Origin of the sequence: Luteimonas huabeiensis HB2 (genome assembly GCF_000559025.1) — a bacterium.
Classification (GTDB): Bacteria; Pseudomonadota; Gammaproteobacteria; order Xanthomonadales; family Xanthomonadaceae; genus Luteimonas; species Luteimonas huabeiensis.
This window is the reverse complement of the sequence record NZ_JAAN01000031.1, coordinates 12,399-32,271: the sequence shown is the minus strand read 5'-3', so window position 1 is coordinate 32,271 and position 19,873 is coordinate 12,399. Positions and strand designations below refer to the sequence as shown.

Below are 19,873 nucleotides of genomic sequence, written 5' to 3'. Positions count from 1 at the left end.
CCGCGCCATCCTCATCAAGAGCAGAAGCATTCCATGAACGATCTCGTGAAGAATCTGATGCTCTGGGTCATCGTCGCCGTCGTGCTGATGGTGGTGTTCCAGAGCTTCAGCCCCCGCACCGGCGGCAGCCAGGAGGTGGTGTACTCGCAGTTCATGGAGGAGGTGCGGGCCAATCGCATCCGCAAGGTCGACATCGCCGAGGACGAGCGCACCATCACCTTCGAGCGCGCCAACGGCGAGCGCGGCACGGTGATCGCGCCGCGCCGCGACGAGCGCATGGTCGACGACCTGATGAACCACAACGTGGAGATCAGGCAGGCGCCGCCGTCGAGCGGGCCGTCGCTGCTCTACATCCTGATCAATTTCCTGCCGGTGCTGCTGATCATCGGCTTCTTCCTGTTCATGATGCGGCAGATGCAGCAGGGCGGCGGCAAGGGCGCGATGTCGTTCGGCAAGTCGCGCGCGAAGCTGCTCAGCGAGGACCAGACCAAGGTCACCTTCGCCGACGTGGCCGGCTGCGACGAGGCCAAGGAGGAAGTCTCCGAGCTGGTCGAGTTCCTGCGCGATCCCTCCAAGTTCCAGCGCCTGGGCGGCAAGATCCCCCGCGGCGTGCTGATGGTCGGCCCGCCCGGCACCGGCAAGACCCTGCTGGCCAAGGCCATCGCCGGCGAGGCCAAGGTGCCGTTCTTCTCGATCTCCGGCTCGGACTTCGTGGAGATGTTCGTCGGCGTCGGTGCCAGCCGCGTGCGCGACATGTTCGAGCAGGCCAAGAAGCACGCGCCGTGCATCATCTTCATCGACGAGATCGACGCGGTCGGCCGCCACCGCGGCGCCGGCCTGGGCGGCGGCCACGACGAGCGCGAGCAGACCCTGAACCAGCTGCTGGTGGAGATGGACGGCTTCGAGGGCGGCGAGGGCGTGATCGTGATCGCCGCGACCAACCGCCCGGACGTGCTCGACCCGGCGCTGCTGCGCCCGGGCCGCTTCGACCGCCAGGTGGTGGTCGGCCTGCCCGACGTGCGCGGCCGCGAGCAGATCCTCAAGGTGCACATGCGCAAGGTGCCGCTGGACGACGACGTCGATCCGCTGATCGTCGCCCGCGGCACGCCGGGCTTCTCCGGCGCCGACCTGGCCAACCTGGTCAACGAGGCGGCGCTGTTCGCCGCGCGCGAGAACGCGAAGGAGGTCCGCATGGACCACTTCGACCGCGCCCGCGACAAGATCCTGATGGGCGCCGAGCGCCGCTCGATGGCGATGAGCGAGGAAGAGAAGACGCTCACCGCCTACCACGAGGCCGGCCACGCCATCGTCGGCCGCCTGGTCCCCGAGCACGATCCGGTCTACAAGGTCACGATCATTCCGCGCGGACGCGCGCTGGGCGTGACCATGTACCTGCCCGAGGGCGACAAGTACTCGATGAACAAGGTCGCGATCGAATCGCAGCTGTGCTCGCTGTACGGCGGCCGGGTGGCGGAGGAATTGATCTTCGGCGAGGACAAGGTCACCACCGGCGCCTCCAACGACATCGAGCGCGCGACCAAGATCGCGCGCAACATGGTCACCAAGTGGGGCCTGTCCGACGAGCTGGGCCCGGTGGCCTACGGCGAGGAAGAGGACGAGGTGTTCCTGGGCCGTTCGGTCACCCAGCACAAGAACGTCTCCGACGAGACCGCGCGCAAGATCGACGAGGTGGTGCGCTCGATCCTGGACAAGGCGTACGCGCGCACCAAGGAGATCCTGACCGCCAACATCGACAAGCTGCACGCCATGTCGCAGCTGCTGCTGCAGTACGAGACCATCGACGCGCCGCAGATCGACGCGATCATGGAAGGCCGCGAGCCGCCGCCGCCGATAGGCTGGAGCAAGTCCGGCCGCGGCGACGGCGGCGACGGGCAGGGCGGCCAGCCGCGCCCGGCCGCGCCGATCGGCGGCCCGGCCGAGCAGACCTGAGGGCGCCGGGAGAGCGCGACCCGGTTCGCGTTTCGGCGACCTTCACGGTTGCATCACGCGCCGCGAAAGGCCAGAGTCCGCTCTGGCCTTTTTCGTTTCCGGGAGACCCCATGTCCGCTGCCGACGATGCCGTGATGGATCCGCTTTGGCTGCCGCTGGGCCTGGCCCTGGGCATCGCGGTGGGCCTGTTCGTCGGCAACGTGGTGCTCGGCCTGGCCTTCGGCGCGCCCTGCGGCATCATGGCCGGCGTGGTCGCGCGCAGCCGCCGTCTGCGCCGGATCGAGACGCGCCGCGCGCCCGGCGGGCGCCGGCGCTGATGTTCGACACCGCGCCGCAGCTGGCCTGCGGGGAGCGCCGCCTGCGCCTGGACCGGCCGCGGGTCATGGGGATCGTCAACGTCACCCCGGATTCGTTCTCCGACGGCGGCCGCCACGACACCCCGGAGGCCGCCGTCGCGCATGGCCTGCGCCTGGTGGCCGAGGGCGCCGATCTGCTCGACGTGGGCGGCGAATCCACCCGCCCGGGCGCCGGCGAGGTGCCCGTGCAGGAGGAGATCCGCCGGGTGGTGCCGGTGATCGAGCGCCTGCGCGCGGCGACCGAGGTGCCGATCAGCGTCGATACCTCCAAGCCGGAGGTGATGCGCGCGGCCGTCGCCGCCGGCGCCGGCATGATCAACGACGTCTATGCCCTGCGCCGCGAGGGCGCGCTGGAAGCGGCCGCCGAGAGCGGTGCGGCGGTGGTGCTGATGCACATGCTGGGCGAGCCGCGTTCGATGCAGGACGCGCCGCGCTACGACGACGTGGTCGGCGAGGTGCACCGGTTCCTGGCCGAGCGCCTCTTCGCCGCCGAGATGGCCGGCATCGACAAGCGGCGCATCGTCGTCGATCCCGGCTTCGGCTTCGGCAAGACCCTGGACCACAACCTGGCGCTGCTGGCCGGGCTGGCGCGGTTTTCCGAGCTCGGCGTGCCGGTGCTGGCCGGGCTGTCGCGCAAGCGCAGCATCGGCGAGCTGACCGGCCGCGAGGCGCCGGCCGAGCGCGCCGCCGGCTCCGTGGCCGCGCACCTGATCGCCGCCCAGCGGGGCGCGGCGATCCTGCGCGTGCACGACGTCGCCGCCACCGTCGATGCGCTGAAGGTGTGGGCGGCGGTGGCCGCCGTGCCCGCGCCGCGCCGCGAGGCCGCGGCGCCGGCGATCCGCTGGCCGGACGACGCCTGAGCGCCCGGTTCGCGATCCCGGGTAAGCTTCCGCTCTTGTGGCCGCCGTCCGCGGCCGGGGATCGCGCATGACCGCAAGCACGCCGCTGTACGTCACCTTCGCCACCTACCTGCTGCTGATGGTGGGGATCGGCTTCTGGGCCTGGTACCGCACCAAGACCTTCGACGACTACATCCTCGGCGGCCGTTCGCTCGGCAGCTACGTCACCGCGCTGTCGGCCGGCGCCTCGGACATGAGCGGCTGGCTGCTGATGGGCCTGCCCGGCGCGCTGTACCTGACCGGCGCCTCGGAAGCCTGGATCGCGGTCGGCCTGACCGCCGGCGCCTGGCTCAACTGGCGCTACGTCGCCGGACCGCTGCGCGTCTATACCGAGCGCACGCGCAACGCGCTGACGCTGCCCGACTACTTCACCCACCGTTTCGAGGACCGCCAGAAGCTGCTGCGGGTGCTGTCGGCGCTGGTGATCCTGGTGTTCTTCGCGGTCTACTGCGCCTCCGGCATCGTCGCCGGCGCGCGGCTGTTCGAGAGCGTGTTCGGCATGCCCTACGCGCAGGCGCTGTGGTGGGGCGCGGCGGCGACGATCCTCTACACCCTGGTCGGCGGCTTCCTCGCGGTGAGCTGGACCGACATGGTGCAGGCGACGCTGATGATCTTCGCGCTGCTGCTGGTGCCGGTGATGGCGATCGTGGCCAGCGGCGGCATCGGGCCGAGCCTGGCGCTGATCGAGCAGGTGGACCCCGGGCACCTGCAATGGATCGGCGCCGGCGGCGTGATGGCGGTGGTCTCGGCGCTGGCCTGGGGCTTCGGCTATTTCGGCCAGCCGCACATCCTCGCCCGTTTCATGGCCGCCGACAGCGTCGCCACGATCCCGCGCGCGCGCCGGATCGGCATGACCTGGATGGTGCTGTGCCTGCTCGGCGCGTTGTCGACCGGGTTCTTCGGCGTGGCGTACTTCGCCGCCAATCCGGAGCTCGCCGGGCCGGTGAACGAGAACCCCGAACGCGTGTTCATCGTGCTCTCGGAGCTGCTGTTCAACCCGTGGGTGGCCGGCGTGCTGCTGTCGGCGATCCTGGCCGCGGTGATGAGCACGCTGTCGTGCCAGTTGCTGGTGTGCTCCAGCGCGCTCACGGAGGATTTCTACCGCGGCTTCCTGCGGCCGCACGCGGGCCATCGCGAGCTGGTCTGGGTCGGCCGCCTGATGGTCGCGGCGATCGCGCTGCTGGCGATCTGGATCGCGCGCGACCCGGACAGCCGCGTGCTGGGCCTGGTCGCCTACGCCTGGGCCGGCTTCGGCGCCGCGTTCGGCCCGGTCGTGCTGCTGTCGCTGTTCTGGCAGCGGATGACCCGCAACGGCGCCCTGGCCGGCATGCTGGCCGGCGCGCTGACCGTGGTGCTGTGGACGCTGACCGGCAGCGCGCTGTACGAGATGGTGCCTGGGGTGATCGCGGCGACCCTGGCCATCGTGGTGGTCAGCCTGCTGGGGCGGCCGCCGTCGGCGCAGGTGCAGGCGACCCACCGGCAGGTCCGGCTGTCGTTGCGCGAGACCGGCTACTGAGCCAAGCGCGATGGCGAGCCCGGACGATCGGCTTCCGCGGGCGCTGGCGATCCTCGGCCCGACCGCCTCGGGCAAGAGCGCGCTGGCGCTGGCGCTGGCGCAGGCGCGCGGCGGCGAGATCGTCAGCGTCGATTCGGCGCTGGTCTACCGCGGGCTGGACATCGGCGCCGCCAAGCCCGACGCCGCCGAGCGCGCGCGGGTGCCGCACCACATGCTCGACCTGCGCGACCCGTGGCAGACCTACTCCGCGGCGGAGTTCGCGGCCGATGCGCGCGCCGCGATCGAGGGCATCCTCGCCCGCGGCCGGTTGCCGGTGCTGGCCGGCGGCACCGGCCTGTACTTCCGGGCGCTGCTCGACGGCCTGGCCGACATGCCGCCGGCGGACCCGGCGCTGCGCGCCGAGCTCGCCGGGCAGGCCGCCGGGCGCGGCTGGGCCGCGCTGCACGCGGAGCTGGCGCGGGTCGATCCGGAAGCCGCCGCGCGCATCCACGCCACCGACGCCCAGCGCATCCAGCGCGCGCTGGAGGTCTACCGGCTGAGCGGCCGGCCGATCAGCGCCTGGCAGCGCGAGCGCCCCGCAGGCGCCGGCCTGCCGCTGCGGGTGGCCCGGCTGGCGATCGCGCCGGCCTCGCGCGCCGAACTGCACGCGCGCATCGCCCGCCGGTTCCGGGCCATGCTCGCCGCCGGCTTCCTCGACGAGGTCCGCGCCCTGCGCGCGCTGCCGCCGCTGCGCGCGCATCCCGCGCCGCTCGACCTGCCGGCGCTGCGCGCGGTGGGCTACCGCCAGGCCTGGGAGCACCTCGACGGCCTGACCGACGCGGCGACCTTCGCCGAGCGCGCCATCGCCGCCACCCGCCAGCTGGCCAAGCGGCAGTTCACCTGGCTGCGCGGCCAGCCCGGCCTGCAATGGTTCGATCCCGCCACCGACGGCGCCGCCCTGCGCGAAGCCGTCGCCCGCGCGCTGAGCGCCTAGTGCTGCGCAGCCGTGCGGCCAGGCGTGCCGGAGTTGTGTACCATCGTCTGGCTCTGCCGCCGCTTCCGGGGAATCGGGTCGGGCAGGGCGCGGTTCGCGCCGCACGGATGCGCACGACAACAACAAACAAGTTGGGGAAATCTAGATGTCCAAGGGGCAGTCCTTGCAGGATCCTTTCCTGAACGCACTCCGGCGCGAGCGTGTGCCGGTCTCGATCTATCTGGTCAACGGCATCAAGCTGCAGGGCACGATCGAGTCGTTCGACCAGTTCGTGGTGCTGCTGCGCAACACCGTCAGCCAGATGGTCTACAAGCACGCGATCTCCACCGTGGTGCCGGCGCGCAACGTGCGCATCGGCCCCGGCGGCGGCCAGGTGCAGACCGAGAACGGCGAGGCCGAGGAGGCCGAATAGCGCGGCGCGCGCGGGCGTGCGGCGCGAAGGCGGCGCCCCATTGAACCGGGGGCGCCGCGCCCGCATCTTGAGGGCTCTTCCCCGCCTCCAGGAGCACGCCCCGCGTGTTTGAACGCAGCAAGAAGGGCGAGCACGCGCTGCTCATCCAGCCGCACGCCGGCGGCCCGCCGGACGAGGGCGCCCTCGAGGAGTTCGCCGAGCTGGCGCGCTCGGCGGGCGCGGCGGTGGCGCTGGTGCTGACCGCGCGCATCGACAAGCCCAACCCCGCCACGCTGATCGGCAGCGGCAAGCTGGAAGAGGCGAAGGCCGCCGCGGACGCCGCCGGCGCCGACCTGATCCTGGTCAACCACCCGCTCAGCCCCGGTCAGGAACGCAACCTGGAGAAGGCGCTGGAGCGGCGCGTGGTCGACCGCACCGGCCTGATCCTCGACATCTTCGCCCAGCGCGCCCGCAGCCACGAGGGCAAGCTGCAGGTGGAGCTCGCCCAGCTCCGGCACATGGCGACCCGGCTGGTCCGCGGCTGGACCCACCTCGAACGCCAGCGCGGCGGCTCGATCGGCCTGCGCGGCCCCGGCGAGACCCAGCTCGAGACCGACCGCCGGCTGCTGCAGAAGCGCGTCGAGCAACTGCAGCGGCGGCTGGAGAAGGTGGAGGTGCAGCGCACCCAGATGCGCCGCGCCCGCGTGCGCAGCGAAATGCCGCGCGTGGCCTTGGTCGGCTACACCAACGCCGGCAAGTCCACCCTGTTCAACGCGCTGACCGGCGCCGACGCCTACGCCGCCGACCAGTTGTTCGCGACCCTCGACCCGACCGTGCGCCGCATCGCGCTGCCCGGCGGCGGGGTGGTGCTGGCCGACACCGTCGGCTTCGTGCGCGACCTGCCGCACGAGCTGGTGGCCGCCTTCCGCTCCACCCTCAGCGAGGCCCGCGAGGCCGACCTGCTGTTGCACGTGATCGACGCCGCCGATCCGTTGCGAGACGAACGCATCCGCCAGGTCGACGCCGTGCTGGCCGAGATCGGCGCCGGCGACATCCCGCAGCTGCTGGTCTTCAACAAGATCGACCGCATCGAGGGCGCGCAGGCGCGCCACGAGCGCCCGGCCGATGCCGCGCCCGACGAAGCGGTGGCCGAGCGGGTCTGGATCTCGGCCCGCGACGGCGACGGCCTCGGCCTGCTGCGCGACGCGCTGGCCGCCCGGCTGGGGCTGCGCCGGATCGTGGCCGAGGTGACGTTGCCGCCCTCGGCCGGTCGCCTGCGCGCGCGCCTGCACGCGCTCGATGCGGTGAAGGAGGAGGCCCACGACGAGCACGGCTGGCGCTTGCGCATCGATCTTCCGCATACCGATGCCGCGCGCCTGGCGGCGGAGTCCGACGGCGCGCCCTTGCGGCCATTGGTGGCCGAGCCCGCCGACGCCGAGTGGTGAGGCGCGCGGCGCCCGCGCCCGGGCGAAGAACCCCGTACGGGCGCGCATCCGCGCACCGGCGGGCACCGCGCCGCCAGGCGTCGCGCCAGGCCGGAGCCGGCGGCTGCGTCACCTTGTAGAATGTGCCTCCGCACGGTCGGCGACCGGCGGGGCGACCCACAGACTGGAGCAGGCATGGCCTGGAATATTCCCGGCAAGAACAACAGCGGTGGAACCGGCGGCGGCAACGGCCGGGGTCCGTGGAAGCCGCGCGGCGGCGGCGGCGGTGCGTTCGATGGCCTGCTGGAACAACTGCGCAACCTCTTCGGCGGCGGTCGCGGCGGTGGCGGCAATCCCCTGCGCTGGGCGGCCGTGGCGGTGGGCGCGTTCCTGCTCTTCAGCAGCTTCGTGCTGGTCGGTGAACAGCAGCTCGGCGTGGTGCTGCGCTTCGGTCAGGCGGTGCGGGTGATGTCGCCGGGCCCCAACCTCAAGCTGCCCTGGCCGCTGGAGCGGGTGAACAAGGTCAACGCCACCGAGATCAAGACCTTCACCAACACCGTGCCGGTGCTGACCCGCGACGAGAACATCGTCATCGTCTCGCTCAACGTGCAGTACCGCGTGGGCGATGCGCAGCTCTACCTGTTCGGCACCCGCGACGCCGAACGCGTGCTGGAGCAGGTCGCCCAGGGCGTGGTGCGCGAGCAGGTCGGTCGTTCCGATCTCGACACCGTGCTCGGCGCGCGCGGCCCGCTCTCCGCGCTGGCGTCCAAGCAGCTGCAGGATTCGCTCGACATCTACCGCACCGGCCTGGTGGTCACCGAGCTCAACCTGCAGGACGCGCGCCCGCCGGAGGAGGTCAAGCCGGCCTTCGACGAGGTCAACAGCGCCCAGCAGGTGCAGGAGAGCCTGGTCAACGAGGCGCGCGCCTACGCGGCGCGGATCGTGCCGGAAGCGCGAGGCGAGGCTTCGCGCACCCGCACCGTGGCCGAAGGCTACAAGACCGCCACGATCGCCCGCGCGACCGGCGACGCGGCCCGCTTCTCGCTGCTGCTCGACCAGTACCGCAGCGCCCCCGAGGTCACCCGCAAGCGCCTGTGGCTGGAGACCGTCTCCGACGTGCTGGCCGACAACCGCACCATCGTCGGCGGCGACGGCCGCCAGCTGATCTACGTGCCGATGGCGCAGGAGGGGGCCGGCGGATCGTCGTCCTCGTCCTCGCCGCAGGTGGTGCCGGCCGACGTGCTGGCGCCCACCGTCACCAGCGAGCCGCCGCGCCCGCGCAACCCGCCGCGGCCGGTCCGCGGCGAAGGAGCCGTCCGATGAACCCGCGCGCCCTGATCCCCGTGCTGCTGGTGGCGGTCCTGCTGGGCCTGCTCGGCTCGGTGTACGTGGTCCGCGAGGGCCAGGTCGGCCTGGTGCTGCAACTGGGCCGCGTGGTGCGCTCCGACGTCCCGCCGGGGCTGCACTTCAAGATTCCGCTGATGCAGACCGCGCGCGTGTTCGACCGCCGCTTCAACGCCGTCGACTTCACCCCCGAGCGCTACCTGACCTCGGAGCGCAAGGACGTCAGCGTCGATTTCGTCGCCATCGTGGCGATCTCCGACGTGGCCGACTTCTACCGCGCGACCTATCGCGGCGGCGGCAGCATCGCCGACATGGAAGCGCGCGCGGCCGATCGCCTCGCGCCGATCATCAAGGACTCGCTGCGCAACGAGATCAACGCGCGCACGCTGACCCAGCTGGTCTCCGGCGACCGCGGCGAAGTGATCGCCAAGCAGCTGGAGTCGATCAACCAGGGCGCCGCGACGCTGGGCATGCGGATCATCGACATCCGGCTCAAGCAGATCGACCTGCCCACCGACAGCGACGTCATCCAGCAGGTCTACAACCGCATGCGCGCCGAGCGCAAGCAGGTGGCCAGCCGGCTGCGCGCCGAGGGCGAGGAGCAGGCGCGCCTGATCCGCGCCCAGGCCGACCGCGACCAGGCGGTGATCCTGGCCGAGGCCGAGCGCGACGCGCAGACCCTGCGCGGCGAGGGCGACGCCGAGGCCGCGCGCATCTACGGCGAGGCCGCCAACCGCGATCCGGCGTTCTTCGCCTTCCAGCGCAGCCTGGACGCCTACCGCCGGTCCTTCGAGGGCGGCGACTCGGTGATCGTGCTCGAGCGCGACGACCCGTTCCTGCAGTACATGCGCAGCGATCGATGAGTCAGCTGTGGGCGGCGCTGTGCCTGGCGCTGGTGCTGGAAGGGCTGATGCTGTTCGCGCTGCCCGGCTTCTGGAAGCGCAACGCCGCCGAGATGCTGAAGATGCCGGACCGGCAGTTGCGCACGATCGGCGGCGGCGTCATGGCCGCCGCGCTGGTGGCGCTCTACCTGCTGCGCGCGCCGTAGGCCGCGCCCCGGCGATCGGCCGCTGAACGCCCGCCGCGCCGGGGTGGCCCCGCGCGGCGAAAACCCGGAGAATGCACAAAAGCCGGTCGGGGCCGTCTCTCAACGGAGCGCTCCCGCCGGCTTTTTCCGTGTGCGGGCCCGGCGCGGCGGCCGCTCCCCGATGGAGCGCCCGCGCAGCGCGCCGGCGCCGGTACCGGGCCACCCTGCGGCCCCGATGGCCGCAACGCAACCAGGAGTCAGCAGCATGGGTCAGTCAGTCGTGGTGATCGGCGCGCAGTGGGGCGACGAGGGCAAGGGCAAGATCGTCGACCTGCTCACCCAGGACATCGGCGCGGTCGCGCGCTTCCAGGGCGGCCACAACGCCGGCCACACCCTGGTCATCGGCGGCAAGAAGACGGTGCTCCACCTCATTCCCTCGGGCATCCTGCGCGACGACGCGCTGTGCCTGATCGGCAACGGCGTGGTGCTCAGCCCGGCCGCGCTGGTCAAGGAGATCGGCGAGCTCGAGGCCGCCGGGGTCGAGGTGCGCTCGCGGCTGAAGATCAGCCCGGCCACGCCGCTGATCATGCCCTACCACATCGCCCTGGATCAGGCCCGCGAGAAGGCCGCCGGCGGCAAGGCCATCGGCACCACCGGCCGCGGCATCGGCCCCGCCTACGAGGACAAGGTGGCCCGCCGCGGGATCCGCGTGGCCGACCTGCACTATCCGAAGCAGCTCGAGGACCTGCTGCGCACCGCGCTGGATTACCACAACTTCGTGCTGACGAAGTACCTGGGCGTGGAGGCGGTGGACTTCCAGAAGACCTACGACGAGGCGCTGGCCTTCGGCGAGTACGTCGAGCCGATGAAGTCCGACGTCGCCGGCATCCTGCACGACCTGCGCAAGCAGGGCCGCAAGGTGCTGTTCGAGGGCGCGCAGGGCGCGCTGCTGGACATCGACCACGGCACCTATCCCTACGTCACCAGTTCCAACACCACCGTCGGCGGCGCGCTGGCCGGCGCCGGCGTGGGCGCCGATGCCATCGACTACGTGCTGGGCATCGCCAAGGCCTACGCCACCCGCGTGGGCGGCGGCCCGTTCCCGACCGAGCTCGACGACGCCATCGGCCAGGGCCTGCGCGACCGCGGCCAGGAGTACGGCGCCTCCACCGGCCGCCCGCGCCGCTGCGGCTGGATGGACATCGTCGCGCTCAAGCGCGCGGTGGCCATCAACGGCATCTCCGGCCTGTGCATCACCAAGCTCGACGTGCTCGACGGCATGAAGACGCTGAAGATCTGCATCGCCTACGAGTACCACGGCAAGCGCAGCGAGTACGCTCCGCTCGACGCCCAGGGCTGGGACGAGTGCACTCCCGTGTACCTGGAGTTCCCGGGCTGGGAGGAGAGCACCCACGGCATCACCGAGTGGGACAAGCTGCCGCCGGCCGCGCGCGCCTACCTGCGCGCGCTGGAGGAACTGGCCGGCTGCCCGATCGCCATCGTCTCCACCGGCCCGGACCGCGACCACACCATGGTGCTGCAGGACCCGTTCGCCTGATCCACGCCCGGCGTCGCGGAAGCGAGGAAGGCCCCCGCGAGGGGCCTTCCTCTTTTCTGATTGGTACGATCTTTCAGCTTCCCTTCTCCCGCTTGCGGGAGAAGGTTGGGGCGAAATCGAGTTGCTGAAGGTGCGTGCTCGTCAGGTCCTCTTTTGGCGGGCAGGACGGCTGCCGCGCGCCGTCGCCGCGCGTTCACCGTGTCTTGCCGCGCCAGGCACGATCTTGTGCGTCGAGCCGTGCGACCGTGCGCGGTGATCGCCCCGCCGACGATGAGATGCCCATGGACACACGCCCCGTCCCCGTGGCGCGGCCCGACCGGCCGCTGCATCCCCTGCATCTGCTGCTGGCCAGCAGCGCGTTCCCGCTGTTCCTCGGCGCCTTGTTCGCCGACATCGCATACGCGCGGACCTACGAGATCCAGTGGACCAACTTCGCGTCCTGGCTGGTCGCCGGTGCGCTGGCGTTCGCCGGCCTGGCGCTGGTCTGGGCATTGCTGGCGCTGCTGGCGCCGGCAGCGCGGACGCGCGGTCGCTACGTCTACGTCGGCCTGCTGGCGCTGACCTGCGTGCTGGGCTTCGTCAACTCGCTGGTGCATGCGATGGACGCCTGGCAGAAGATGCCGCAGGCGCTGGTATGGTCGGTCCTGTGCGTGCTGTCGATCGGCGCGGCCCTGTGGTTTGCGTTCGGCGGCACGCTGCGGCGCCGGGAGGTGGTGGCATGAACGGCCTCTTCCCGATGAGCGAGCGCGCGCGCAAGCGCTCGCGCCCGTTGCTGGCATCGTCGCTGGCGCTCGCGCTGGCCGCGTGCGGCGGTGCGCCGGACGAAACCTACGTCGGGCCCTCGCCCGAGCTGCCCAAGCCGCAGCGCGGGCTGTTTCCCACGCTGAAGGTCTCGCTGCCGGCCGAGTGGGGCGATCGCCTGCCGACGGTGCCCGACGGCTACGAGATCGCCGCCATCGCCGACGACCTGCGGATCCCGCGGCAACTGCTGGTCCTGCCCAACGGCGACGTCCTCGTCGCCGAGGGGCGCGGCGGGCGCGCGCCCAAGCTCACGCCCAAGGACGTCATCGCCGGGATCATCAAGGCCCGCGGCAACACCCAGGTCGAGAGCGGCAACCGCATCACGCTGCTGCGCGATGCCGACGGCGACGGCACCTACGAGAGCCGCTCGATCTTCGCCGACGGCCTGGACGCGCCGTACGGCCTGGCCTACGGCAACGATTCGATCTACGTGGCCACGCAGGACGCGCTGCTGCGCTTCGACTACACCGAAGGCGCGGTCAACGCCGCCGGCCCGCCGCAGGAGATCGCCAGGCTGCCCGCGGCGGTGAACCACCACTGGACCAAGGCGCTGGCGATCAGCCACGACGGCCGCTACCTGTTCGTGGGCATCGGCTCGGACAGCAACATCACCGAGCGCGGCCTGGCGGTGGAGGAGAACCGCGCGATGATCTGGCAGGTGGATGCGCAGACCGGTTTCCACCGGGTGTTCGCCACCGGCCTGCGCAACCCGACCGCGCTGGCCATGCAGCCCGGCATGGACCAGCTGTGGGCGGTGGTCAACGAGCGCGACGAACTCGGCGACGAACTGGTCCCCGACTACCTGACCAGCGTGCGTCCCGGCGGCTTCTACGGCTGGCCTTACAGCTACTGGGGCCAGCACGTGGACGAGCGCGTGCGCCCGCAGAGGCCCGATCTGGTGGCGCGCGCGATCGTGCCCGATTACGCGCTGGGCTCGCACGTGGCGGCGCTGGGGCTGGCGTTCTCGACCCCGGCGATGGGCGCGCGGTTCGCCGAGGGCGTGTTCGTGGGCCAGCACGGCAGCTGGAACCGCGATCCTCCGGTGGGCTACAAGGTCTCGTTCGTGCCCTTCCGCGACGGCCGGCCGGCGGGCGAGGCGATCGATTTCGCCACCGGATTCCTCGGCGAGGACGGCAAGGCGCGCGGCCGCCCGGTCGGCGTGGCGGTGGACCCGCGCGGCGCGCTGCTGGTGGCCGACGACCTGTCGAACACGGTCTGGCGGATCGCACCGACCGGCGCGCGGACGACGGGCGTTCCCGCGGCGCCGGCGTCCGCTGCGCCGGCCGAAGCGCCCGCGCCCGCGGCCCCCATGGACTGACGGCGCGACGCGCATCCGGCAACGGGCCCGCGAGGCCCGCCTTGCCGGGCGCGTGGACTCAGCCCGCGGCCTGCGGCAGCTTCGCGACCACCTTGATCTCGAAATCGAAACCGGCGAGCCAGGTCGCACCGACCACGGTCGCGGTGGGGAAGGGGGCCTCGCCCCAGAACTCCGGCACGATCGCCCAGGCGCGCTCGAACCGCTGACCGGGGTCGACGACGAAGAAGGTCGCGTCGATCACGTCGTCGAAGGTGCAGCCGGCCGCGGCGAGCACGGCGTTGAGGTTCTCGAACGCGCGGCGCACCTGCCGCTCGAAATCGGGTTCCGGCGAGCCGTCCTCGCGGCTGCCGACCTGCCCGGACACGAACAGGAATCCATTCGCGCGCACGGCCGGCGAGTAGCGGTGGCGCTCGTACAGCGCATGGCGGTTGGCGGGGAACACGACGTCGCGGGTCGGCATGGAAAGATCCTCGGGTTGGGGGGCGGCCCAGTCTGGCCGCCGGCGCGGCCGCGATAAACGCGCAGTGCTGTCCAGCACTGTTCGTAGAATCCAAACAATTCCCGCGTTGGACCCGCCATGGACCGATTCGATGCGATGCAGGCCTTCGCCCGTGTGGTGGAGACGGGCAGCTTCACCAAGGCGGCCGCGACCCTGCACATAAGCCGCACCACCGTGACCCAGCTGGTGCAGCAGCTGGAGGCGCGGCTGCGGGTGAAGCTGCTCAACCGCACCACGCGGCGCGTGGCCGCGACCGCCGACGGCGCCGCCTACTACGAGCGCGTGGCGCGCCTGCTGGCCGACCTGGACGATGCCGAGACCAGCCTGTCGAGCGCGGCGGCGGCGCCGCGCGGGCGCCTGCGCATCGACGTGCCCAGCCCGTTCGCGCGCCTGATCCTGGTGCCGGCGCTGCCGCGGTTCCACGCCCGCTACCCGGACATCCAGCTCGACCTGGGCGTCAGCGACCGGCGCGTGGACCTGATCGGCGAGCACGTCGATTGCGTGGTGCGTGGCGGTACGATCACCGACCCCTCGCTGGTCGCCCGGCACGTGGGCGACCTGCCGCTCGGCGTGTACGCCGCGCCGGCATATCTGCAGCGCATGGGCGTGCCGGCGCACCCGCGCGAGCTCGACGACGGGCACCACCGCATCGTCGGCTTCCTCGGGGGGCGCACCGGCAGGCCGCTACCCTGCGCGATGCGCCGCGGCGACGAGCGCGTGCGGGCGCAAGGGCGCTACGTGGTCGCGCTCGACGACGGCAACGCCTATCTCGCCGCCGGCCTCGCCGGCCTGGGCGTGCTGTGGCTGCCGACCTACATTGCGGAGGCGGAAATCGCGAGCGGAGCGCTGGTGCGCCTGTTCGAGGACTGGCGCATCGACCCGATGCCGATGCACGTGGCCTTTGCGCCGAACCGCCACGTCAGCGCCAAGGCGCGGGCGTTCATCGACTGGATCGTCGAACTGATGGCCGCGCACGCGCCGCCGGCCCCGCGGCCGCGCGCATAGGCGGCGACGGCGCCGCGCCGCGTCGGCCTGGGAAGTGAAAGAGGCCCGGCGCCCGGCCGGCCTGGCCGAGAGCGGGCCAGGCGGCCCGCCTTCGTCGTCCCGCGTCGGTCAGAACGCGCCGTGGATGTCGGTCACCACGACCACCTTCTCGTTGACGAACTCGTTGAGGCCCAGATCGATCAGCTCGTGGCCGTAGCCGGAGTTCTTGACCCCGCCGAAGGGGATATCGGCCTTCACGCCGGTGGGCTGGTTGATGTAGACCATGCCGGTCTCCAGCTTCGCGGCCACGCGCCTGGCGCGCGCGATGTCCTGGCTGAACACCGAGCCGCCCAGGCCGTAGGGCGAGTCGTTGGCCAGCCGGATCGCCTCCTCCTCGTTGGCCACCCGATACACCTGGCTCACCGGGCCGAAGAACTCGGTGCGGTAGGCCGGGTTGTCCGGGGCGATGCCGGTCAGCAGCGTGGGCGGGTAGAACGCGCCCTGCTCGGGCACCGTACCCAGCGTCTCGGCCTTGGCGCCATGCGCGACCGCTTCCTCCACCTGCCTGGCCAGCCCGTCGCGGGCGCTCCTGGACGACAGCGGCGCCAGCGTGGTCGCCGGGTCCATCGGGTCGCCGGCGCGCAGCGCGGCCACGCCGGCGCGGTAGTGCTCGAGGAATTCGTCGTACACCGCGTCCTCGACGATGATCCGCTTCGAGGACACGCACACCTGGCCCGCGTTCCAGTGGCGGCCGAACACCGCCCACTTCGCCGCCTGCGCGACGTCCGCGTCCGACAGCACGATGAAGGCGTCCGCGCCGCCCAGTTCCAGCGTGCTCTTCTTCATGTACTTGCCGGCCAGCGCCGCCACCGCCGAACCCGCGCGCTCGCTGCCGGTCAGCGCCACCCCGCGCACGCGCGGATCGGCGATCACCCGCTCGGCATCCTCGTGGGACACGAACAGGTTGGTCAGCAGTCCCTCCGGCGCGCCGGCGTCGCGGAACAATTGCTCCATCGCCAATGCCGATTGCGGCACGTTGGCCGCGTGCTTGAGCACGATGGCGTTGCCGGCGGTGGCCTGCGGCGCGGTGATGCGGATCACCTGGTAGAACGGGAAGTTCCACGGCTCCACCGCGAACAGCACGCCCAGCGGCTCCTTGACCAGTTGCACGTCGGTGTCGCCGAAGCCTTCGGCCGGCAGGTAGCGCGGGGCCAGGCCCTCGGCGCCGTGCTCGACGTAGTAGTCGAGGATCTTCGCGCACAGCTCGACTTCGGCCTCGGCCTCGCCGATCAGCTTGCCCATCTCCAGGGTGAGGATCTCGGCGAACCGGCGCGGCTCGGCCCGCAGCAGCCCGGCCGCGCGCGCGAGCACCTGAGCGCGGTCGTCGAGCGAGGTCTCGCGCCAGGTGAGGAACGCAGCGTGCGCGCGCTCGATGGCGGCGTCGATCTCCGCAGGCGTGGCCGCGGGGAAGGTCTTGAGGGTCTCGCCGGTGTAGGGATTGGTGGTCGCAAATGCCATGGATCGGCTCCGTCGCAGCCGGGCAGCTCGGGGGAGGGCGTCAGGGCGAGCTGTCCGGGGAGACCCTGCGTCGCCGGCGGTCGCAGGGGCGATGCCGCGCGGTACCGACCACGTTGGGGCGCGGGGCGGGCATGGCAATGCGTCGGTATGCCGCGGCGCCGGAACGTTGCGTGCCGGCCGGGATGGCATCGAGGGCTTGCGTCGCGCGGCTGGCGTTGGACTGCGTGTCCGGTGGCCGCGTCCCGGGCTGTCGCAGGATGGGACACTTTCAGGATCGGGTACGATGTGGGCCGGTCCACGCCTGCCATGCCGATGTCCCGCACCGTCCCTGGCGCACCGGATCGCCATGTCCGTTTCGAAAGCGCCCATTCGCTGCAGGCCTCGGTCGCGCGGCTGGGCGCGGCCACGCAGCGGCGCGGCTTCATGCCGCCGCGCGAGGAAGCGATGATCGGGCACGTCGCCGCGGATCGGGTGGTGCTCGAGCGTCACGTTCCGCGCACGCGCAATCCCTTCAAGCCGGCGTTCGCCGGCCGCTTCGTCGGCGACAGCGGACGCACCGCGCTGGTCGGCCGCTTCGGCATGCACTGGAGCGTGCGGGTGTTCCTCGCGTTCTGGTTCGGCTTCGGCCTGGTGTGGACGGGCGCGGCGGTCGTCCTCGCGCTCGCCGGCACACCGCGTGCCTGGCTGCTGGCGCCCGTCGGACTGGCCCTGATGCTGATCGGCAAGGGGATCGTCGCGCTGGGCAGGCAGCTCGGCGGGACCGACATCGCCTGGCTCTCGGCGCGGATCGAGGCCGCGCTGGCGCCCGAAGCGCCGTAGGAACGCGCTCGCGCGCGACGGGCCGCGGAGGGAAACCGGTCGCGCGCGAGCGCACTCCGACCGTGCAGGCCTGCGGCCGGGCACGCCCTGTGGCGTGCCCGGCGCAGGGCTCACTTCAGCCCGCGGTGCTCCAGCAGCGGCTCCACGCTCGGGTCCTTGCCGCGGAACTCGCGGTAGGCCTGGGCCAAGTCGCGGGTATGGCCGATCGACAGGATCTTGTCGCGGAAGATTTGGCCGTTCTCGCGGGTCAGGCCGCCGTTCTCGCGGAACCACTGGAAGGCGTCGTGATCCAGCACCTCCGCGCCGAAGTAGGCGTAGTAGCCGGCCGCGTAGCCGCCGCCCCAGATGTGGCTGAAGTAGCTGGTGCGGTAGCGCGGCGGCACCGCCGGCAGGTCCACCTGGTACTTGGCCAGCGCCTGTCGCTCGAACGCGTCCACGTCCTGCTTCGCGTCTTCCGGCGGCAGCGTGTGCCAGGCCAGATCCAGCAGCGCCGCCGACAGGTACTCGGTGGTCGCATAGCCCTGGTTGAAGGTGCGTGCCTTGACGATCTTGTCCACCAGCGCCTGCGGCATCGCCTCGCCGGTCTCATGGTGCTTGGCGTAGTTCGCGAACACCGTCGGGTCCAGCGCCCAGTGCTCGTTGAACTGCGAGGGGAACTCCACGAAATCGCGCGGCACGTTGGTGCCGGCCAGGCTCGGGTAGCGGGTCTTGGAGAAGAACCCGTGCAGCGCATGGCCGAACTCGTGGAACAGCGTGGTCACCTCGTCCCAGCTCAGCAGCGCCGGCTGCCCGGCCGCCGGCTTGGTGAAGTTCTCCACGTTGTAGACCACCGGGATGGCCCCGGTCAGCCCGTCCTGCTCGACGAAGTTGCCCATCCAGGCGCCGCCCTGCTTGCTGTCGCGCTTGAACGGATCGAGGTAGAACAACGCGATCTGGGTGCCGTCCTCGTCCTTGATGTCGAACACGCGCACGTCCGGGTGGTAGACGGGGAGGTCGGTGCGCTCGGTGGCGGTGATGCCGTAGAGCTTGTTGGCGGCGAAGAACACGCCGTCGTTCAGTACCCGGTCGAGCTCGAAGTAGGGGCGGATCTGCGCCTCGTCGAGGTCGAACTCCGCCTTGCGCACCTGCTCGGCGTAGAAGTCCCAGTCCGCCGCGCCGGCGGTGAAGCCGCCGCCCTGCGCATCCACCACGCCCTGGATCTTGGCCAGCTCCGCGCGCGCGCGCGCGGTGGCCGCCGGCACCGTGTCGGTCAGCAGCTTCAGCGCCGCCTCCGGCGTGGCGGCCATCTGGTCGGCGATGCTGTAGGCGGCGTAGTTCGCAAAGCCCAGCAACTGCGCCTTGCGCGCGCGCAGCTCGGCCAGGCGCTGGATGGTGGCGCGGGTGTCGTTGGCATCGCCCTTCTCGGCGCGGCCGATCGAGGCGGCGAACACCTCCTCGCGCAGCGAGCGGTCCTTCAGCGAGGCCAGCACCGGCTGCTGGGTGGTGTTCTGCAGGCTCAGCAGCCACTGGCCCTCCTTGCCCGCCGCCTTCGCGGCGTCGGCCGCCGCGGCGATCGTGGCCTCGTCCAGACCGTCCAGGCGCGCCACGTCGGTCACGAACACGCCGCCGGCGTTGTTGGCGGCCAGCAGCTTGTTGCCGAACGCCGTCGACAGGGTGGATTCCTCGGCGTTGAGCTTGCGCAGCTCGGCCTTGTCCGCATCCGACAGCAGCGCGCCGGCGCGCTCGAAGTTGCGGTAGGTGTGCTCGACCAGGGTGATCTGCTCCGGGGTCAGGCCCAGGCCGTCGCGCTGGTCGTGGACCGCCTTCACCCGCGCGAACAGCTTCGGGTCCAGGTGGATCTCGTCGCTGTGCTCGGCCAGCTTCGGCGCCAGCGCTTCCTCGGCCGCCTGCAGGGTCTCGTTGGTGTTGGCCGAGGTCAGCGCGAAGAACACGCCGGCGGCCCGGGTCAGCAGCGCGCCGCTGCGCTCCAGCGCTTCGATCGTGTTCTCGAACGTGGCCGGCTCCGGGTTGTCGGCGATCTGCCGCACCTCGGCCAGGTGCTGCTTCATGCCTTCCTCGATCGCCGGCTGGTAGTCGGCATCCTTCAGCTTGTCGAACGGCGGCGCCTGGAACGGCAGGGTGCTGGCCGCGAACAGCGGATTCTCGGTGGAGGCGGGGGCAGCGGTCTGGGTCTCGGGCATGGTGGATCCGGTTTCGGTGCGCTCGCCGCAGGCGGACAGCGCCAGCGCGATCGCGGAAGACAGGAGAAGCTTGCGCAACATGGGGGACACTCCGGGGAAGACAACGGGATCGGCCGGGCCGGCGGCGAGGCCGCTGGCGGGGCAGGCGATGTCGGCGGTCCGGGGCCAACCGGGGGCGGGCGACGCCGAGCGCCGCGGGCGGGCGGGCGCGGGGAGCGCCGCCGACCTGTCATGTTCGCCGATCGGCGGCGGCCGCGGCAATGTGAGGTTGGTCATGGGGCAGCGCCCGCCGCCCATCGCCGCCACGGCGCCGCGC

18 protein-coding genes are annotated in these 19,873 nt (G+C 71.8%); 15 read left to right on the top strand and 3 right to left on the bottom strand.

Translation table 11 applies throughout. From position 1 onward, the window contains the following. Positions 1 to 33 precede the first annotated feature (33 nt). The 13 genes from ftsH to Z164_RS0112390 all read left to right on the top strand — a co-directional run bounded on the left by ftsH (position 34) and on the right by Z164_RS0112390 (position 13,557). Positions 34 to 1,950 (top strand): ATP-dependent zinc metalloprotease FtsH, encoded by a 1,917-nt coding sequence (ftsH, locus tag Z164_RS0112450; protein ID WP_024891017.1) that lies wholly within the window; start codon positions 34 to 36, stop codon positions 1,948 to 1,950. Positions 1,951 to 2,060: 110 nt separating this feature from the next. Beyond that, positions 2,061 to 2,267: a hypothetical protein gene (locus tag Z164_RS0112445; protein WP_152540947.1), complete on the top strand. Its 207-nt coding sequence runs from the start codon at positions 2,061 to 2,063 to the stop codon at positions 2,265 to 2,267. Then, positions 2,267 to 3,166 carry a dihydropteroate synthase gene (gene folP / locus Z164_RS0112440; protein ID WP_024891015.1) on the top strand — a complete coding sequence of 300 codons (900 nt, stop codon included), beginning with the start codon at positions 2,267 to 2,269 and terminating at the stop codon, positions 3,164 to 3,166. Before Z164_RS0112445 ends, folP begins: the two co-directional genes overlap by 1 nt. Before the next feature lie 67 nt (positions 3,167 to 3,233). After that, positions 3,234 to 4,721 carry a sodium/proline symporter PutP gene (putP, locus tag Z164_RS0112435; protein ID WP_024891014.1) on the top strand — a complete coding sequence of 496 codons (1,488 nt, stop codon included), beginning with the start codon at positions 3,234 to 3,236 and terminating at the stop codon, positions 4,719 to 4,721. 10 nt (positions 4,722 to 4,731) lie between these two features. Continuing rightward, a complete protein-coding gene (gene miaA / locus Z164_RS0112430; protein WP_024891013.1) occupies positions 4,732 to 5,694 on the top strand; it encodes a tRNA (adenosine(37)-N6)-dimethylallyltransferase MiaA in 963 nt (320 codons plus the stop codon). Positions 5,695 to 5,839: 145 nt separating this feature from the next. Beyond that, positions 5,840 to 6,106 (top strand): RNA chaperone Hfq, encoded by a 267-nt coding sequence (hfq, locus tag Z164_RS0112425; protein ID WP_024891012.1) that lies wholly within the window; start codon positions 5,840 to 5,842, stop codon positions 6,104 to 6,106. Positions 6,107 to 6,210: 104 nt separating this feature from the next. Further along, positions 6,211 to 7,530 (top strand): ribosome rescue GTPase HflX, encoded by a 1,320-nt coding sequence (gene hflX, locus Z164_RS0112420; protein WP_024891011.1) that lies wholly within the window; start codon positions 6,211 to 6,213, stop codon positions 7,528 to 7,530. Positions 7,531 to 7,704: 174 nt separating this feature from the next. After that, complete coding sequence (gene hflK / locus Z164_RS0112415) at positions 7,705 to 8,832, top strand: FtsH protease activity modulator HflK (protein WP_024891010.1); 1,128 nt, start codon at positions 7,705 to 7,707, stop codon at positions 8,830 to 8,832. Beyond that, positions 8,829 to 9,716 (top strand): protease modulator HflC, encoded by an 888-nt coding sequence (gene hflC / locus Z164_RS0112410; protein ID WP_024891009.1) that lies wholly within the window; start codon positions 8,829 to 8,831, stop codon positions 9,714 to 9,716. Before hflK ends, hflC begins: the two co-directional genes overlap by 4 nt. Further along, positions 9,713 to 9,901 carry a DUF2065 domain-containing protein gene (locus tag Z164_RS0112405; RefSeq protein ID WP_024891008.1) on the top strand — a complete coding sequence of 63 codons (189 nt, stop codon included), beginning with the start codon at positions 9,713 to 9,715 and terminating at the stop codon, positions 9,899 to 9,901. Before hflC ends, Z164_RS0112405 begins: the two co-directional genes overlap by 4 nt. 244 nt (positions 9,902 to 10,145) lie before the next feature. Further along, a complete protein-coding gene (locus tag Z164_RS0112400; RefSeq protein ID WP_024891007.1) occupies positions 10,146 to 11,438 on the top strand; it encodes an adenylosuccinate synthase in 1,293 nt (430 codons plus the stop codon). A 281-nt stretch (positions 11,439 to 11,719) separates the two neighbouring features. Next, positions 11,720 to 12,160, top strand: a complete 441-nt coding sequence (locus Z164_RS0112395) for a DUF2231 domain-containing protein (protein ID WP_024891006.1) — start codon at positions 11,720 to 11,722, stop codon at positions 12,158 to 12,160. Beyond that, on the top strand, positions 12,157 to 13,557 hold the full coding sequence (locus tag Z164_RS0112390; protein WP_024891005.1) for a PQQ-dependent sugar dehydrogenase: 1,401 nt from the start codon (positions 12,157 to 12,159) through the stop codon (positions 13,555 to 13,557). The genes Z164_RS0112395 and Z164_RS0112390 overlap by 4 nt, the downstream gene beginning before the upstream one ends. 58 nt (positions 13,558 to 13,615) lie before the next feature. Here Z164_RS0112390 and Z164_RS0112385 read toward each other — a convergent pair whose 3' ends face one another. After that, the gene (locus tag Z164_RS0112385) at positions 13,616 to 14,017 is read right to left on the bottom strand and encodes a RidA family protein (RefSeq protein ID WP_024891004.1); all 402 of its coding nucleotides are present in this window, start codon (positions 14,015 to 14,017) and stop codon (positions 13,616 to 13,618) included. Positions 14,018 to 14,134: 117 nt separating this feature from the next. Between Z164_RS0112385 and Z164_RS0112380 the strand changes: the two genes are divergently transcribed. Further along, positions 14,135 to 15,061: a LysR family transcriptional regulator gene (locus Z164_RS0112380; RefSeq protein WP_024891003.1), complete on the top strand. Its 927-nt coding sequence runs from the start codon at positions 14,135 to 14,137 to the stop codon at positions 15,059 to 15,061. A gap of 108 nt (positions 15,062 to 15,169) precedes the next feature. Here Z164_RS0112380 and Z164_RS0112375 read toward each other — a convergent pair whose 3' ends face one another. Next, positions 15,170 to 16,558: an NAD-dependent succinate-semialdehyde dehydrogenase gene (locus Z164_RS0112375; RefSeq protein ID WP_024891002.1), complete on the bottom strand. Its 1,389-nt coding sequence runs from the start codon at positions 16,556 to 16,558 to the stop codon at positions 15,170 to 15,172. 312 nt (positions 16,559 to 16,870) lie between these two features. Here Z164_RS0112375 and Z164_RS20560 point away from each other — a divergent pair, with 312 nt between their 5' ends. Further along, the gene (locus Z164_RS20560; RefSeq protein WP_152540946.1) at positions 16,871 to 17,377 is read left to right on the top strand and encodes a hypothetical protein; all 507 of its coding nucleotides are present in this window, start codon (positions 16,871 to 16,873) and stop codon (positions 17,375 to 17,377) included. A 110-nt stretch (positions 17,378 to 17,487) separates the two neighbouring features. Here the strand turns inward: Z164_RS20560 and dcp are convergent, their stop codons facing one another. Continuing rightward, entirely contained in the window at positions 17,488 to 19,638 is a 2,151-nt protein-coding gene (gene dcp / locus Z164_RS0112365; RefSeq protein WP_024891000.1) for a peptidyl-dipeptidase Dcp, read from the bottom strand. Positions 19,639 to 19,873: the final 235 nt, after the last annotated feature.